This window comes from Microbulbifer maximicatervae (SeqCode), from assembly GCF_052467815.1.
The window spans coordinates 4,223,044-4,239,090 of record NZ_CP174326.1 but is presented as its reverse complement, the minus strand read 5'-3'; the positions used below and the strand labels follow the sequence as shown (position 1 = coordinate 4,239,090).

The 16,047-nt window shown below is 48.6% G+C and carries 9 protein-coding genes; 5 read left to right on the top strand and 4 right to left on the bottom strand.

Features of this window, described 5'->3' with window-relative positions; all coding sequences use genetic code 11:
• The first annotated feature begins 282 nt into the window (after window positions 1–282).
• On the top strand, window positions 283–2,919 hold the full coding sequence (locus tag ACJJIW_RS18360) for a TonB-dependent receptor (RefSeq protein ID WP_444936004.1): 2,637 nt from the start codon (window positions 283–285) through the stop codon (window positions 2,917–2,919).
• 142 nt (window positions 2,920–3,061) lie between these two features.
• On the opposite strand, the gene ACJJIW_RS18355 is transcribed toward ACJJIW_RS18360, so the two are convergent.
• Window positions 3,062–3,895, bottom strand: a complete 834-nt coding sequence (locus tag ACJJIW_RS18355) for a DUF4349 domain-containing protein (protein WP_444936003.1) — start codon at window positions 3,893–3,895, stop codon at window positions 3,062–3,064.
• Between the two features lie 187 nt (window positions 3,896–4,082).
• On the opposite strand from ACJJIW_RS18355, the gene ACJJIW_RS18350 reads away from it, so the two are divergent.
• The gene (locus tag ACJJIW_RS18350) at window positions 4,083–4,328 is read left to right on the top strand and encodes a DUF2164 domain-containing protein (protein WP_282932640.1); all 246 of its coding nucleotides are present in this window, start codon (window positions 4,083–4,085) and stop codon (window positions 4,326–4,328) included.
• A gap of 58 nt (window positions 4,329–4,386) precedes the next feature.
• Here the strand turns inward: ACJJIW_RS18350 and ACJJIW_RS18345 are convergent, their stop codons facing one another.
• Window positions 4,387–5,319 (bottom strand): DMT family transporter, encoded by a 933-nt coding sequence (locus tag ACJJIW_RS18345; protein WP_282932641.1) that lies wholly within the window; start codon window positions 5,317–5,319, stop codon window positions 4,387–4,389.
• A 103-nt stretch (window positions 5,320–5,422) separates the two neighbouring features.
• Here ACJJIW_RS18345 and ACJJIW_RS18340 point away from each other — a divergent pair, with 103 nt between their 5' ends.
• From ACJJIW_RS18340 to ACJJIW_RS18330, 3 genes are all read left to right on the top strand, one after another.
• Window positions 5,423–6,328, top strand: a complete 906-nt coding sequence (locus tag ACJJIW_RS18340) for a LysR family transcriptional regulator (RefSeq protein WP_282932642.1) — start codon at window positions 5,423–5,425, stop codon at window positions 6,326–6,328.
• Window positions 6,329–6,446: 118 nt separating this feature from the next.
• Window positions 6,447–7,049 carry a nitroreductase family protein gene (locus tag ACJJIW_RS18335; RefSeq protein WP_282932643.1) on the top strand — a complete coding sequence of 201 codons (603 nt, stop codon included), beginning with the start codon at window positions 6,447–6,449 and terminating at the stop codon, window positions 7,047–7,049.
• Between the two features lie 267 nt (window positions 7,050–7,316).
• Window positions 7,317–8,228, top strand: a complete 912-nt coding sequence (locus ACJJIW_RS18330; RefSeq protein ID WP_282932644.1) for a right-handed parallel beta-helix repeat-containing protein — start codon at window positions 7,317–7,319, stop codon at window positions 8,226–8,228.
• Between the two features lie 253 nt (window positions 8,229–8,481).
• Here ACJJIW_RS18330 and pbpC read toward each other — a convergent pair whose 3' ends face one another.
• Both pbpC and ACJJIW_RS18320 read right to left on the bottom strand, forming a co-directional pair.
• Window positions 8,482–10,848, bottom strand: a complete 2,367-nt coding sequence (gene pbpC / locus ACJJIW_RS18325) for a penicillin-binding protein 1C (RefSeq protein WP_444936002.1) — start codon at window positions 10,846–10,848, stop codon at window positions 8,482–8,484.
• Complete coding sequence (locus tag ACJJIW_RS18320; protein WP_444936001.1) at window positions 10,845–15,968, bottom strand: alpha-2-macroglobulin family protein; 5,124 nt, start codon at window positions 15,966–15,968, stop codon at window positions 10,845–10,847. Before ACJJIW_RS18320 ends, pbpC begins: the two co-directional genes overlap by 4 nt.
• Window positions 15,969–16,047 lie beyond the last annotated feature (79 nt).

Here is a 16,047-nt window from a genome sequence, read left to right as displayed (position 1 = left end):
CAAGCAGATATTCTCTAAAAAACTCCCAATATTCGTAGAAAGCTGGTGTAAGAATCCTACGGTTTCAGTACTTATTTGACTTGCTGGTCGCAACTAGTGACAGCAAATTGTGAACTAGTCCTCTTTGTCCTAGTCGCGATCCGCTCTATCGTATCTGAGTTTCTAACGTCCCTTCTTTTTGAGATTTTAGCCTAGCCGCCGTACTGCCGACGGCCCTATGGGATGGCCATTCATTAAAAAATAAATGTGGCTTTCCTTTTGCAGCAGATTGGAGAGACATCAATGAGAATTAAAAAACCACTTACCTTTGCAATTGCAATGGCAAATGTCGCGGTAGTGTCGGCTTGGGCTCAGGAAGATAGCCAACAGGATGACGATTGGGCGCTGGAAGAAGTAACGGTTACCGCAACCAAGCGCGAAACCAATTTGATGGATACCCCCGTAGCGATCAGTGCATTTACGCAAGAAGAGCTTGATCGCCAGGGTATTAAGAATGTAAAAGATCTGGGCAACACTATCCCCAACGTGGATATTGGCTACGATGCCTCCCAGTCCTCCCCAGTAATTTCTATGCGCGGCGTGCGCTCTACTAATACCAGTGAACTTGGCGATCCGGCGGTAGGCTTGCACTTTGACGGTATTTACTCTGCACGTCCGCAGTCCGCAATGGCAATGATGTTTGACTCCGAAAGGGTTGAAGCCATGCGTGGGCCGCAGGGTACCCTATATGGACGCAACTCCACAGTAGGTGCCATCAACGTTATCTCCAAAAGACCGGTAATTGACGAATTTGAAGGTTCTGTCGGTGTTGAACTTGGCCGCTGGAATCAAGAGCTGGTTAAGGGTGTTATCAATATCCCGGTTTCTGACACCTTCGCACTTCGCGCATCCTTTATGGATGAAACGCGTGATTCCTACCTGACTGGTTATTACGATGCTAACCAGTACGACAATCGTTATATTGATGCTGATAGCCTTGGTGCATCTACTCTTTCCGACGATGCAGAACGCACTTTTACCCAAAATGGAAACTGGTGGGCATCTGAGGATGTTTCCCTGGTAAGGGCTGATGCAGATGACTTCTACGGGAATGTTGACCAGCAAGCCGTACGTATTGGTGCCCTGTGGGAACCAAGTGAAGATATTTCCTGGTATGCCGTAGTTGAGCATTATGAGGACAAAAGTGCCGGTGGTATTAATACCATTGACTGTGATAAAGCTGATGAGCGCGATGATGGCGTAAATTGCGAAACTTATTACGGTTCCGGTGCGGATGAATACACTGTAGCTGTGAATGTTCCTGGTGAACTTGATCTTACCATGAGTGCATTCCGTTCCAACTTCCGCTGGGACTTTAGCGATAGCATGGCATTTGTGTACAACACTGGCTATGCAGTACAAAACCGCAGTAACCTGATCGATGTTGATGCAGGTCGAAATACCTGGGACATGAGCATGAGCATCACTGATGCAGAAAATGTTTCATACTCCCACGAGCTGCAGCTCCAATCTACCGATGATGCTCCACTTCAATGGATCACTGGCCTGTTCTATTTCCATGAGACCAATGACCTTAATGGTTACTTCTTGGCTTCACTGGATAATGCCGTTTTCTGGCGCCAGCCAGATAGAACTGTTGAGGCTAGTGGCGCATTTGCTCAGGCAACTTACAGTCTTACCGATACAATCCACCTCACACTGGGCGGACGCTACACTCAGGATAAGAAGAGCGATGAGGGCGGCAACAATTTAAGTTGTACCCGTGATTGGTCCATAGAATGGGGCGCTGATGAATATGGCTGCTTCCCGGCTTATGATCAAGCTACCTTTAATACTCTCTCAACAGGTTACTTTGCTGACGACTCGATCTACACTGTAGAAACCTACAATGATACTAGTGATACATGGAGCAATGCAGATTATCGCATCGGCTTGGATTACGATCTAACTGATGACGTTATGCTTTATGCCTATGTTGCAACTGGATTTAAGTCCGGTGGTTTGGGTGATGTTATTTATCAATACGAGCAAGACCCAGATACCGCTGAGTATATTTATGATGAGGATGGCAATCGAGTAGTAGCTGGAACCTACGATACCAACTACGATGAAGAATCGGTTGTTACTTGGGAATTTGGTGCTAAAGGTAGCTTCCTTGATGGCCGCTTAAATCTGGCTAATACTTTCTTCTTCTCTCAATATAAAGATATGCAGCTTGCCGCACCGGATACTGCGTATACTTACTATGTTGAGGAGCGGGATGACGAAGGTAACTTGACGGGTGATATCACTACTGAGCCCTATGTTATCTATCTGACAAAAAATGCTGCTAGAGCAGAAATAATGGGTATGGAGTTTGAGTTTGACTGGGCTCCCTATCCGAATGGCAGAATTAGTGGTTTTGCCACTTGGATGAAAACAGAAATTACCTCTGATTTCTGGAACCGCTGGAACTTCAATAACCAATCCTTGTTTGAGATTGATGACTGGGGCGCAGCTCACGACAATAGTAACGAGGAGCTATACCGTAACCTGAAGGGCAATGAGTTGCCGGTATCACCGGAATTCAGCTTCACCATCAATTACGATCATACCTTTGAGCTGGCTCACGGCGGTGCAATTATTCCGTTTATCGGTATTCATTGGGAAGATGAGTCTTACCTGACCTACTGGAACGTTGACAAGCATGAGTTCCCGGTTGGTGATACTTCGGCCTACGATGATAGTCGTGACGCATTCTGGATGGTCAATGCTTCTGTGAAGTACGTAAGCCCGGACGATCAGTGGAATGTTGAAGCCTATGGCAACAACCTGACTGACGAAGTTGTTCCGTACTACGCAGATGGAAGTGATGGCCTGGTATCCGGACCATTCTCTACCCCAATGAGCTACGGTGTGCGCTTTAACTACAACTTCTAAGTAGTTACTGCTGCTCCATAATAAAAAGCCGGATCATTTTAAATTGTCCGGCTTTTTTTATATCTCGTGTGTGGTGTCAAAGCTTCTTACGAGTTCTTTTGCCTTGTTAAGGCATGCAAGTATCTTGGGGTTATGTAAGTAGCTAGGATCTAGTTTTGCGCCAAATTATGCGAATCATATAAAATAAAAATAGGGCGATAAGAGTCCAAGGTAAAAGGTATGCGATTGCAGTGATTGCTTCAGATAACCCGTCAGACAAGTTTCCACCAAAATGAGATAGGGAGTTTGATATGGGGGCCCAGAAAGAAGTGTAGGATTTTGAGTGTAACTCAATTTGAACCACATCCATCTGAGTTCGCTTGAGCAGTTTAGCTTTTTTCCCCTGTGAATACTCAATATCAGATTGTACCGATGCTAACTTTTCAGCAACCTTGATTAGAGTATCGATGTCACTGGCAGATTTTTGTTCCAGCTCTACAAGCCTCGACTGATACTGAAGTAACATTTCAAGGCGCTTTTGGTTGTCGATAATGACATCTTGTAAATCTTCTGCTTTGGTTTCTCGCTGTATCACTGCTCCTTGCTCTGATGCCAGATCAATGATTTTGTCGACCCCGCTGGGGTGGATTCTAAAGTGAATCCTTCCGTAGGGCTTTTCACCGTTGCTGAGACTAGAATGCAATATTGTGCATTCTTTCTCCATCTCTTGCTGGCAGAGTAATTGGAGCTTGTAGAATACAGGTTCAACCTCTTCAGCAGGTAGCTCAGTTGTCAGGAAGTGTTCGTAAGCAATATATTGACCTCGCCCACCTTGATTGCCGCCTGAAATAGGTTCCGGGAACCGAATATCTGCAACTACCTTACTGGAGGCGCGAGCATTGTTATATGAGGTTACTGAACTTTCGTTGCCTGATTCTGAGCAACCGTAGTTACTGCCCAGTATAAGAAGGGCAAGTAAGTAGTTAAAGAGTCTCATTTAGATCCTGTTTGATTCTTGTTAGTCCGAATAGACTTGAATCTAGCACCGACCGGTTTATTGATAAAGGTTAGCATCGGTGTGCATGGTGCTCATTTGGGTTTCATTAAGGAGACTCAAGATTTGTGTTATTCTCCTACGAGTCTGGGTGTTTGTTCTGAATCTGTGTATTGGTGGAAAATAGATAATGTCTACAATAGAGTTGGAAGAAAGACGGAAATCAGAGCTAATCGAAAAGGTTAGGGGTTATTTGTCTAAAGAATTTGAGCTGGAAATTGGCGGTTTTGAAGCGGAGTTCTTTATTGATTTCCTTGCAAAGGAGATGGGGGCTGGCTTTTATAATCAGGGTTTACATGATGCTCAGGTAATAGTGTCCTCTAAGTTGGAGGATATTTCTGATGCAATTTATGAGATAGAAAAGCCTGTCGACTAGAATTATTGCACCTGTTGATGGCAGTGCGATTCTATCTCTTATAAGCTGTTCAGAGATATTATTCCTTAGGTTTTTCCGCCTGGATAAATAGCATGGCTGCAAAGACCAACACTATTCCAGGTATAAAGCTGATATTAAAGTTTGCCATTTCCAATACTATGGCCACTATTAGTACAAATATCGGATTCAAGAAACTATATGCTGCTACTTTAGTTGCCCCGATCCTTAATGTACTGAATTGCAGCAGAAAAAAACTAATTAAAGTTGAGAATAAGGCTAAATAGAATAGCCCGCCGTAAGTCTCGGTGGGTATATTTCGCCATTCTATCTGGTTCAAGTTTGGAAAAGAGAGCAATAGTAACCAGAGCGCACCAAATAGAATAACCCAGAATGTCATGACCTCTGTAGGCTCCCCTGAGTGAACCTTCTTGATAAGCGGGTTATATAAACTGAGTGATATAGCACCTAGGGTGAATATCCAATCCCCTTTGTTTAGGTCTAGCGTTATCGCTGTTGAGGCACTCCCCTTGAATACAATCCAGGCTGCACCCAGAGTCCCAAGGGTTAGGCCGATAACTTTGCGGGTGCTGCTTCGCTCGCCATTGATGATCAAAGTAAAGATGGCTGTCATCGCCGGAACTGTTGTAAAAAGAGCGCCGGTATTCACTGCAGTGGTGTATTTGAGTGCTTCAAACATACACCAGAAAAAGATAACTAGTGGGATGCTGAGTAGAGCATATCCCAGCAGTTTTTTGGGTTCTGGAAGCTGAATCCCGTGCTTTAAAAATATGAAGGGTGCAAATAGTCCCGCCGCAATTAAGAATCGAATCAACATCATGGAATCCGCCGGGAGTGAATCGGCGATTAACTCCCCAATAGGAAATGATCCTGCAACCAGTAGTGTACAAAGAATCATCAGGCAGTGAACCCACCAGAGCGAGGTGTTGGGGCTTGTAGTTGATGGGGTTATGTCCCTGGTAAGCTCACTCATGCTTCTTCCCTCTATTAGCGAGAGATAAGTGTATGTCGTTTCTGGTAAACTGATAATCCAGCATTATAGACACTCACTGTTGAGGAGAAGGAAACAGTCGCCTATGGAGACAATTGCAGCAATTCCAATATTTGTGACTGTGGCAGAAACCGGTGGCTTTTCCCCGGCGGCAAAGTTACTTGGCATCTCAAAATCAGCGGTAAGCAAGCGGGTTACCCAGTTGGAGCTGCAGCTTGGGGTGAAGCTTTTGCACAGAACTACGCGAAAGTTGAGCCTGACGGAGGCTGGGGAGCATTTTTATGAGCACGCACGCATTGCTTATAAATCGGCCAAAGATGCACAAGACGCAGTTCTGCAGCTACAGGGGGAGCCTCGGGGGCGCTTGCGGATCAATGCTCCTATGTCCTTTGGTAGATTACACCTGGCTCCCTTAATTCCCGTATTTATGAAGCGTTACCCCGAGATTAGTATCGACATGATACTGGACGATAAAGTTGTCGATTTAGTGGGGGAGGGCTTTGATATCGCTATTCGCGGAGGTGACCTTCCCGATACCAGCCTGATTGCCCGCAAACTTGCACCTCTGAAAAGTGTACTCTGTGCGTCACCTTCCTACTTGAAGGAATTCGGAGAGCCCACAGAACTGGAGCAGTTGAGCGCCCATAATTGCCTGATTTTTACTTATTCCAGGGATGTGAAAGAGTGGGGTTTTATCAAAGACAATCACTTACATACCATCGAGGTGAAGGGTAACTACCAGGTAAATAATAGTGAGGCACTGAGGGAAGCTCTTCTTCAGGGTGTAGGGATAGGTCGCTTACCCACCTTCGTGGCAGGACCAGACATTGAGGCTGGAAAGCTAATTCCTCTATTTGAGGAGTACCAGATGCCTGCCAAGTCTATCTATGCGGTTTTCCCTGAGCGGCAGTTTATGCCAGCCAAAGTCCGCGCCTTTATAGACTTTGCAATAGAGTACTTTGGCGGCGATACACCTTACTGGGATCAGTAAATTGTTAACCTTTCGTCAACAGTAAGTCTCCGTCGAACCCCATTATCAACGATAAGGAAACCCAATAAGCTTCTTCTCATCGACATTCAATCAACGAACGATAGTCAGAGAGAAACTTATGGAATTGTTTAAAGCTGTTGAATCCCGCCGCTCGGTTAAGCATTTCGATATCACTGCAGAGATGCCTGTCGAGGACTTCACCCGTCTGGTCCAGGCGACCATGTTGTCGCCGACTTCTTACAATATTCAGCACTGGCGTTTCCTGCGTGTCACAGATATTTCCCTTCGCAGTCAGCTTAAAGATGCAGCCTGGGGGCAACAGCAAGTAGAAGATGCTTCTGAGTTGATCATACTTTGTGCAGATATTAATGCCTGGAGCGACCGGCCGGAGCGGTACTGGGCCGAAGCGCCGAAAGAGGCTAGGGATGTGTTAGTGCCAATGCTAACTGAGTTCTACAAGGGTAAGCAGCAACTACAGCGGGACGAGGCTATTAGAAGCTGCGGATTGGCAGCACAAACCATGATGTTAGCGGCAAAGTCGATGGGATATGACACAGGTGCAATGGTTGGGTTTGACCCAGAGAGAGTCGCTGAGCTGATCAATTTGCCCGAAGGTTATTTGATCGGGATGATGATAGTGATTGGAAAAGCGGCAAAAGTTGCGAATGGGCGTGGTGGACAGCTGTCGATAAATGACGTCCTGTTCGAGAATAGCTTTTAAGGAGACGATAAATAGGGGTGAATCGCTATTGAGGTTCTTTTAGTAGGCCTCAAGGATTAATTGGGTAAATTGTAAAGGCAATTACAGTGTCTATTTACTGGCGTTATCAAAGTTTCGTTATGCTTGCCTAGCTCAAACAATAGATGGGAGATAGAGCAATATAATGAAAGCCCCCTTAGGCTCAGAATAAATTCTTTTCATTGATATTGGAAACGTGAAGTGTGGCTTATGCCTACAATTTTCTTATATCAATGAGAGGGACCTGCCATGAACACCTGTTACCACAAGTTAGTCACAGCTTTCGTCACAAGTGCTACTTTGTTCTCATCACCACTAGTTATGGCTGTTGATTGTGGCGATGTTATAACAACAGCTGAAACCCTGTCGGAAACGCTAAATTGTGAACTGAGCCTGGCGAATCCCTATGCGGTAACAGTAACTGGACCCGGTGGAAGCCTTACGATGGCAGAGGGCGGGGAAATTATTTGTGACAACCCAAATCTAGAAAGTATTGCTGGAATTTTGGTTAATGGATTATCTGGTGCCGTTTATGGTGGGACGATAACCGACTGCCCAGATGGTTTAAACCTGGAGGGAGATGGATTTCATACCATAGATGGAATTATGATATTAAACTCTCCACGAGAGGGAATTGTTATTGATAGTAACTCCAATAATATTGTTGGGAATCAAATTATTGATACTGGCAATGATGATGGTATAGATGTTAGAGGCGATCGAAACCAAATTATCAATAATTATATTGAATCAGCCGGTGATCAGGGAATTACGGTAAATGGTGTGTTTACACTGGTTCAGCTAAATACTGTTGTCGGTAGTACTGATGGTGATAACGGAATTGATATTAATGAAAGTAACACAACAGTTATTCAAAACTTTGTTACCGGCAGTGCGAGTAATGGGATTGAACTCAATGTGGATGTATCAAGTACTTCTATAATACAAAATATAGTAATGGAAAATGGGACAAATGGCTCGCCTGATACAGCCGGTATCAATATCGCTGGATTCAATAATGAGAATAATGTGGTGGTAGGGAATACATCGCTTGATAATTCTGCATTTGATTTACGTGATCCTAGCGATCCAACCTGTAGTGGAAGTAATACTTGGATTGGCAATACTCATGTAACAGCAGAACCTGCCTGTTTGGATTAAGTTCGGGGAGGTTTTAATCTGGGGAAAGTAGAAGCGTGTAAGTGATACTGCTGGAGAAGACGGAAAGATATACTGCGTTTAAGGTGTGCTGTGCATTCGCGTCTTCCCTATTTTGGGTAAGTTGCGGAGTTACTAAAATTAAACCCGAACTACGATGTTTCACGCCAATGCTGACACTCGATTGCCGATAGGGTGACACTAAGGGATATGTTCAGTGAGAGAAACGACATGGCAGTCTTCTGCTTTATGAAAATCAGTTGTCGCTTCCTACAAAAATCACAATCCGATCGACATTCCCGCTAACATCCAGTACAGCAATTTGGTGCTTACCACTGCCCGGAAGTAGTGCCAGATTTTCGTTTCCGAGGGTTTCGCCCTTGGGTTCACCGTTTAGGAACCAATAGCGCTTTCCCTGTCCGCCAATCGCGCTCAGAGTCAAACGCGGAAGTGGGGCATTTTTGCCGGTAGGTCGATACTGGTTACCGTCTCCAGCTCCGATAATTTTTAGTGGAGTTCCTGTTGTTGCAGTCGGGGTGTAACACTCGGGAGCCGTCGGAGGAATTTGCTGGGCCCGGGTTTGGTTTGCGGGTAGCCAGGATTCCAGTTCTTTTGGCCAAAGGGCTAGGCTATGCCTTTCAGTAGTAGAATCCATACAACTGGGCTTTACCCGCATACCTTGCCGGTTTGCAAAGAAACTAAAGGTTTGTGCTGCCCGCAGAGGCTCACCTTGCGGCGATAGTGTTCTGGGTGTGCGCCCTTGGATTAACCAGGCGTTGTGTTGCAGATGGCAGTGGCTGGTTTGTGTGAGCGTCTTCTGGCCCCCAAGCGGCCAACAAATAGTCTCTTGAGTTACTGAATCTGGCTTTTTCAGGTGCTGTTGTTTGTTGTCTGGTAATGCGGCGATAACTGCGTTCAATAGAGGTGTAGCACTAATGGAGCCATAGTAACCGGGTAGGGGAGTGCCGTCCGGTCGGCCTACCCAAATGCCGACGGTGTAGCCGGGAGTTACGCCAATCGCCCATGCATCCCGATAGCCGTAGCTGGTGCCTGTCTTCCAGGCGATATCTGCCTTGTTTTGTCGCACCAGATTGCGCCAACGGCGGGAACCTCCGCGATTGGAAGCGAGGATTTCAAATGTAATCCAAGCCGCCTCAGGAGACATCAGATGCCTTTCACGTACGGGCTCCTCGGGTAAATAGCGGGGAGCTGCAGTCTGGCCTCCCCGTGCCAGTGCGGCATAAATACCTGTCAGCTGGTCAAGACGAGCACCTACGCCCCCCAAAATCATGGCCAAGTTGGGTCTACCACCACTGGGAAACTCTAGTGCTAGTCCGGCATTCTCCAGGGTTGCGGCCAATCGACCGGGGCCGTAATGTTCCAGTAGCTGAACTGCAGGGACATTGAGAGATTTCTGAAGGGCGGCAGTGGCGGTGACAGGGCCGGCGAAGCCTCGATGGAAATTTTCAGGGCGGTAATCGCCGTAGATGCGGGGCGCATCGCTGAGCAGGGAGGCGCTGTGAATCAGGTCCTCATCAATGGCAAGTCCGTACAAAAAGGGTTTGAGCGTAGAGCCCGGTGAGCGTACAGCCCTGGCCATATCCACATAGCCATAGCGGCGCCCGTTACCAAAATGAGAAGCTCCCACGTAGGCTCGCACGGATAAATCGGAATTCTCCAAAACTACAACAGCTGCAGATGTTTTGGCTGGATAGCTATCCATATGATCCCGAAGGAAATCTTCCAATCCGCGCTGGATGTTGCCGTCGATTGTGGTGCGAATAACTTCTTGGTCGCTGATGGTATTTACCAGTCTGCGGGCTAGGTGCGGGGCGTTTTGCGGGAATTCCAAGCGTTCCGCATAGACTTGCTCAAGCTGGGCGCGTTTAACATCCTCTGCGCTCCAGACGGTAAATGACTGCAGCCTATCCAGAACTTTGTCCCGGGCATTTTGTGCCTTTAAAGGATGCCGATCTGGCCGCAGGCGGCTCGGCGCCTGAGGGAGTACAGCTAGCAGTGCAGCTTCCGCATGGGTAAGGTCGGAGGCTGATTTACGCAGGTATAGACGGCTGGCTGCTTCCACGCCTTCAATATTGCCGCCGTAAGGTGCGAGGTTCAGGTACAGATCGAGAATTTCATTCTTGCTGAAGTGCCACTCCAATTGCAATGCACGCAATATCTGCTTGGTTTTGCCCGGCAGAGTTTTGCGGTGTGGGTCCAGTAGTCGCGCTACCTGCATGGTGAGAGTGGAACCGCCGGAAACGACTCGTCCATTGCGAAGGTATTGGACTGAAGCTCGCAATAGGGCTAGCGGATTTACTCCGGGGTGCCGATAGAAGTGTCGGTCTTCGTAGGTGAGAAGAGCTTCGATAAAGCGCGGTGATACATTTTCCCGAGATATTGGGTATCTCCAAACTCCGCGACTGTCGGCAAAGAAACGTAGTGGTTTGCCGTAACGATCTGCAACGACTCGTGCAAAATCTTGAGTTTCGGGAAGAGGAGGAGGGAAAGCAAAGTCGAGCAGTAGCAGTACCGCTGTGAGGGCGGCGGGCGCAAGCAGCAGTGCGCGAACTCTGCGACTGCTGCTTTGCCAGGCTCTCCGGATAGTGGCCAACAGCTTCACTGTTTACCGATTACCCGCATTTGCGTTAGGGGATTTTCACCGATAGCGAAGCGTTCCGGTTTGTACATATCCTCTACGTAGGGTGGGGGTACCTGATAGTTGCCGGGGGTTACTGCGCGGGTGATATAGAAGAGATTGGTGGTTTTGTATCTCAGCTGATCCAGTGCCGCCACAAAGCGGTCATCGCGATATTCAGTGTGTTGGATATTGTCCTGGGTGTCCTGCCACTGGGCAATACTTTTGCCATCGAACTCGAGTTCATCCACTTTGACACTGTCGGCCAGGTTTTGATTCTCCAGCTCAAAACCTGCGGGCAATAGGTCCACTGCAAGTAGGTCGGGCAGGCGTTGGTCCGCATCAATTTGTAAACGCACCAGGTAAAGCTCGCCCTCACGAACCTGGTTGGGAATGACTTCCGTGCCATCCAAATTGTGGTAGCTGCGTTTAATTCTGACACCTTTATTCATCTCCGCCTCTGGCGACTCCTTGCTGTAACCATTGATAGTGATTGCTGCATAGAGCTTTTCTATCTGTGCAGTTACCTCAAGTGCGCTGGCGGCTTCGCGCCCACGGAATAATGCGCTGTGCGGGTTATCGCTATTGAGCTCGCGCAAGCCATCAATACTGGCCATAGTCGCAGACCAGTTTGCACTGCTATTGAGTTGCAACTGTGCTCCAGCCATAAACACACTATTGCGCTCCTGGGTGCTGAGATATTGGCGGCCGTGGAGAAGATCTGCCAGTTCGAACACCAGGGATTCCGTTTTATCACCTGCGAAATTGTGCTCTAGGAGTAGGGAGATCATTTGGGCCGTATCCCGTAGGTCTGATCCATAATCGCCATAGTAGCTGCGGCGTTTGCGCTCGATTTTAAGCGCTTTTTGCAGGGCCTCCTGGGCCAGGGTGGCATCGCCCATGGTGTGCAAAGCGATTGCCATATGCAGATTTGGCAAGGGAGATTGGGTCAGGCTAGAGCCGCTTTCATAAAGGGTACGCAGTTGCCCGAGAGACACTTTCTGTACTCGTGAGAGCACATAGGCAGCGTAAGCTCTTGAGGCATAAGCATAGAAATCGGGACTATAGCTATAGCGTTGCTGATAGAAAGTACCGCGCTCACGGGCGTAATCCTGCAGGCGCTTGAGTGCGGATTCCAGGCGGTTATCGTCAAATACGATTCCCTGGTCCCGGGCCCGCAATAGAAGATCGACTACATAGGCGGTTAGCCACTGGCTTTCGGAAGACTCGGAATTCCATAGGCCAAAGCTGCCGTTCCCTTTTTGCATGCTGAAAATGCGTTCAATACCTGCGTCGATACGCTCGGCCCGCTCATTCTCATCCAGAGGTTCAAGGCCCAGTTTTTGCTGTCGCTGCGGCGTTGCCATGACTAGCGGGAAGGTCCGGCTGGAGGTTTGTTCCAGGCAGCCGTAAGGATATTGCAGGAGGTTGGATAGGTGATCCTGTAACTGCAGTTGCGGTCGGCTGTCCAGGGATACCAGGGTTTGAACAGTTCCAGGCATTAGGGAATCCAGGAAGCTGCTATCGGCACTGAAGCTCTCGCCCTGGGACAGGAGTCTGCGCTGGTTGCGTGTGGTTGCCGGCCAAGCGGGGCGCACGCCCAGGCGCCACTGCTGTTCGATATTGATATTATTTCCATCTTTATCGACGGCACCCTGCACGACCAGTTTGAACTCCGCATCTCCGGTGGCATCTTTGGCGGTGATAGGGAAGCGCAAAGTTTTGCGTTCACCATCCGCCAGTTCCAGCATCCGCTCACCCATTTCCAAATCTACCGCGCCCACTGATTGCATATTTACAGTGAGTTTCTGGGAGCGGCCACTTAAGTTATTGAGGTCAAGGGCCAGTGTGCTGCTATCACCAGGGGCCATAAAGCGAGGCAAGGCGGCTTGGGTGACAACCGGTGAGGCGACTGTTACTTCTCCGTCGGTGCTACCGAATCGGTCTTTGCTGAAAGAAACCGCCATCAGGCGCAGCTGTCCGTTAAACTCCGGTAGTTGTAGCGCGACCTTTACTTGGCCCTGAGTATCAAATTCAACGGGTCCTGAGAATAAAGATACTATTTGAACGTCGGAGTTGGGCTCGTCGCCGCCTCGGGCCAGTTCCGCATCGCCGCCAAAACGTTGCTCCACCAGTTTGCCACTGTTGGATTCAATAATGCGATGATAAATATCCCTTACATCCACACCGTAACGGCGCTGGCCAAAAAAGGCCTCGAAGGGATCCGGGGTTTCGAAGCGGGTGATATTGAGTACACCGACATCGACGGCGGCCAGGGTGGCCCAGGCTTTGCTTCCGTTTTGTTCGATAGAATTTTCGTCAGCAGAAATGGTAACTTCAATTTCCGAGCCGGGCAGGGCACTCGTGGGCGCTTCGAGTGAAATGGGCAGACGCCGAGGATCGCGATCCAGGGGCAGGTGGGCGAGACCAAAAGCGCGATTGGGGGCGATACGCTCACTCTTGTCCGCAGGGCGCAGAGCAGTAACAGAAATATAGGTGTCGTGGCGATCCCACTCAGGAGAGATTGGGATTTCGATATTGGTGCCCGACTTTTCTACAGGTAGTCGTTTGGACCACAATAGTTGGTCGCTCTCCACCAACACCAACGCCTCTCCGTCAGCGGGCGGTACTACGGTGAGTTGCGCCAGATCTCCAGAAGAGTACCTAGGTTTATCCAGTGATAGGGCCACGGTATCTGGACGCGCAGCCTGGCCTTTGGCTACTTGATCCTTACGCCACCAGTAATACCAGTCCCGGCCGGCGTGGAAGCGTAAGCTGCTGGTTGCTCCCGTATTGGTATCAGTGACCTCTAAGCGGTAGTGGCCATGTTCCACTGGGACTGTGAGCTTAAGTGGCTGCTCTTCGGTGAATTGGAGCTGGCGACTGAAAGTTTCAAATTCAGCACTTGAGTATTCATAGTGCCAGCCCCGATTTGCAGAGTACTCCCAAAAGTACTGGCGGTCTTCGGAAATTAACACCGCTTTGAGATCCCGCCCGATAACAGGCTCGCCCTGTGCGTCGGCAACCACTATTTCAAATTCAGGCCTGCTGTTGGCCGATGGGTTTTCCTCTCCAAAACTTGGGCGAATACCTACCACCGGGTGTGTGGGCCATACCAGGACTGGATGTTGGCGAGTTACCGGGCGGCCGCCGGATTCGAACAGGCTGGAAACCAAGTTGATTTTCAGCGGGCTCTTTGCTCGTTTCCAACGGGAGCGCAAAGTCAGATTGCTCAACCCTTCCTCATTGAGCTCAATCGTTGGGGCATGAAACTGTCGCGTGGGCAAAGATTCACTAGTGTTCCCAAATAAGAACCCTTTCCACTGGGGAAAGGGCTCGCGATAGTGGCTAATTTGCACCAGAGTTTCCAGGCGGTTCTTTGCCGCTGGCGCACCATAGAGATAACTACCTTCTACTTGAAGTTCGAAAGATTCTTTATGGCCCTCTACCAGACTGCGCTCTTCACCGTCTTGCAAAACCAGCTTCATTCGCTCTGGCAAGAATTCTTCTACCTTAAATGGATATTTCACTTTGCGCCCATCGGCTAGCTCAACATCCAAACGCCAGTCACCGGTAGGTGCATTTTGTGGAAGTGGGATAAGCTTTTCGTAGTATCCGGGCGCGCTGGCGTGCCATGTGAATGCGCGCGCGCTGGTATTGTCCGGCTTTATGAGTTCTGCCTTGATCGGCAGGTCTTTGATATAGCGACCATCATAATTGCGCAGCAGCCCGCTCACCTGGATCGATTCATTGGGACGATACAGATCTCGCGGGCCATACATGAAAAACTCCATCGGTCTTGAAGGGCGCTGGCCCAACTGAAAATCCGAAAGGTCCAATGCAGGTTCACGCAGGTCGAGAATGGAGAAGTGACCGGTATCAGGATCTCTTGCGATGAAGAAGCGCTGTGAGTCTTCCTGTTCCTGCGTCAGAGCAAAGCGCACCTGGCCGTCTTGGTCGGTTGTGTATTGCTGGATTAGCTCCCCTTTGTTGTTGAGCAGCTCAACTTCAATGCCCTTAAGAGCCTGCCCTTCATCCAGAGATGAAACATAGAGGTCAACACTGTTTGGATAGTACCGCGCATGAAGGCCTAAGTTGGAGATAGAGAAGTGGGTGACATCATAGAGATTGGTGTCATACATGCCTGCCGGCTGCATAACCGCGACATAGATACCTGGTTGTTGCAGGGGCTTTATATGCCCGATAGAGAGGTCGAAATCTCGCTGGACATATTTCTCCTTGGTGAGATCGAACTGGGCACTATAGACAAAATCGGCCACTTGATTGAGGGACTTCAAGCGGTAGTAGTATTTTAGTGACTGGCTTTTGATCAGCCTGAAGAACTCGGAATAATGTTCAGGTTTCACTCTATGGAAGTGAATCTGTGCGGCCTCAACACTGACTGCAGTAACAGGTAGGCCGGGAGTTACCGTCGCGGGAAAAATACTTCCATTGCTGGCAAAGCTGATACTGGGCTCAATCCGTCGGGTGCGAAGCCTCTCCTGTTTCTCTTCCTGTAACTCCAAGCCGTTTTCGCCGGGCAGACCCGGGAGCACGGTGAGTTTATAGCGAGTATCTTGTTCAATATGAGGAAAATAGAGAATTTTCTGGTTATCGGAGAGAACCCAACCACCATCTACACGCTCGCCATCGTCACGGGATAGATTCAAGTAGGAGCCAAAATGGGCATTGCCCAGTAAAGGTTCAGAAAAGATAACAGCGATGGCCCGTGCATCTTTAAACGTCCGCTCCCCAACATGGAGGACCTTTAGAAAGTGATCCCCGGAGATTTGAGTACTGGCACTGGCTGTGACTTGTGCAGGGGTAGCATCATTCTCTGTCAGCTCAGTAGAATTAGTTTCAGAAGTGCGCTGAACTTCATCAGCTTTCGAGCTTATTTCACTAGAAGACGCCGCTTCTTTTTTATGCACTTTCTTAGTGACGCTGAGAGCTTGTGCCTGGTTGTTACCCTCTTCAACGCTCCCGCCTTCCGCAAGCTTGGGGGTGTCAGCGAGTTTCTTCTCTGACTTTTCTTGTGAGCAAGCCATAGCAATAAGACAAAGAAGAATGACCGCAATCCAGCGTGGTGAGCGGTGAAGGGACATGGGTATTTCCTTATAGAATCCATTTAACGACGCACAATTTAGTCCGTCTTTAAATATGTCTCAAGTTTCCTCCATGGTT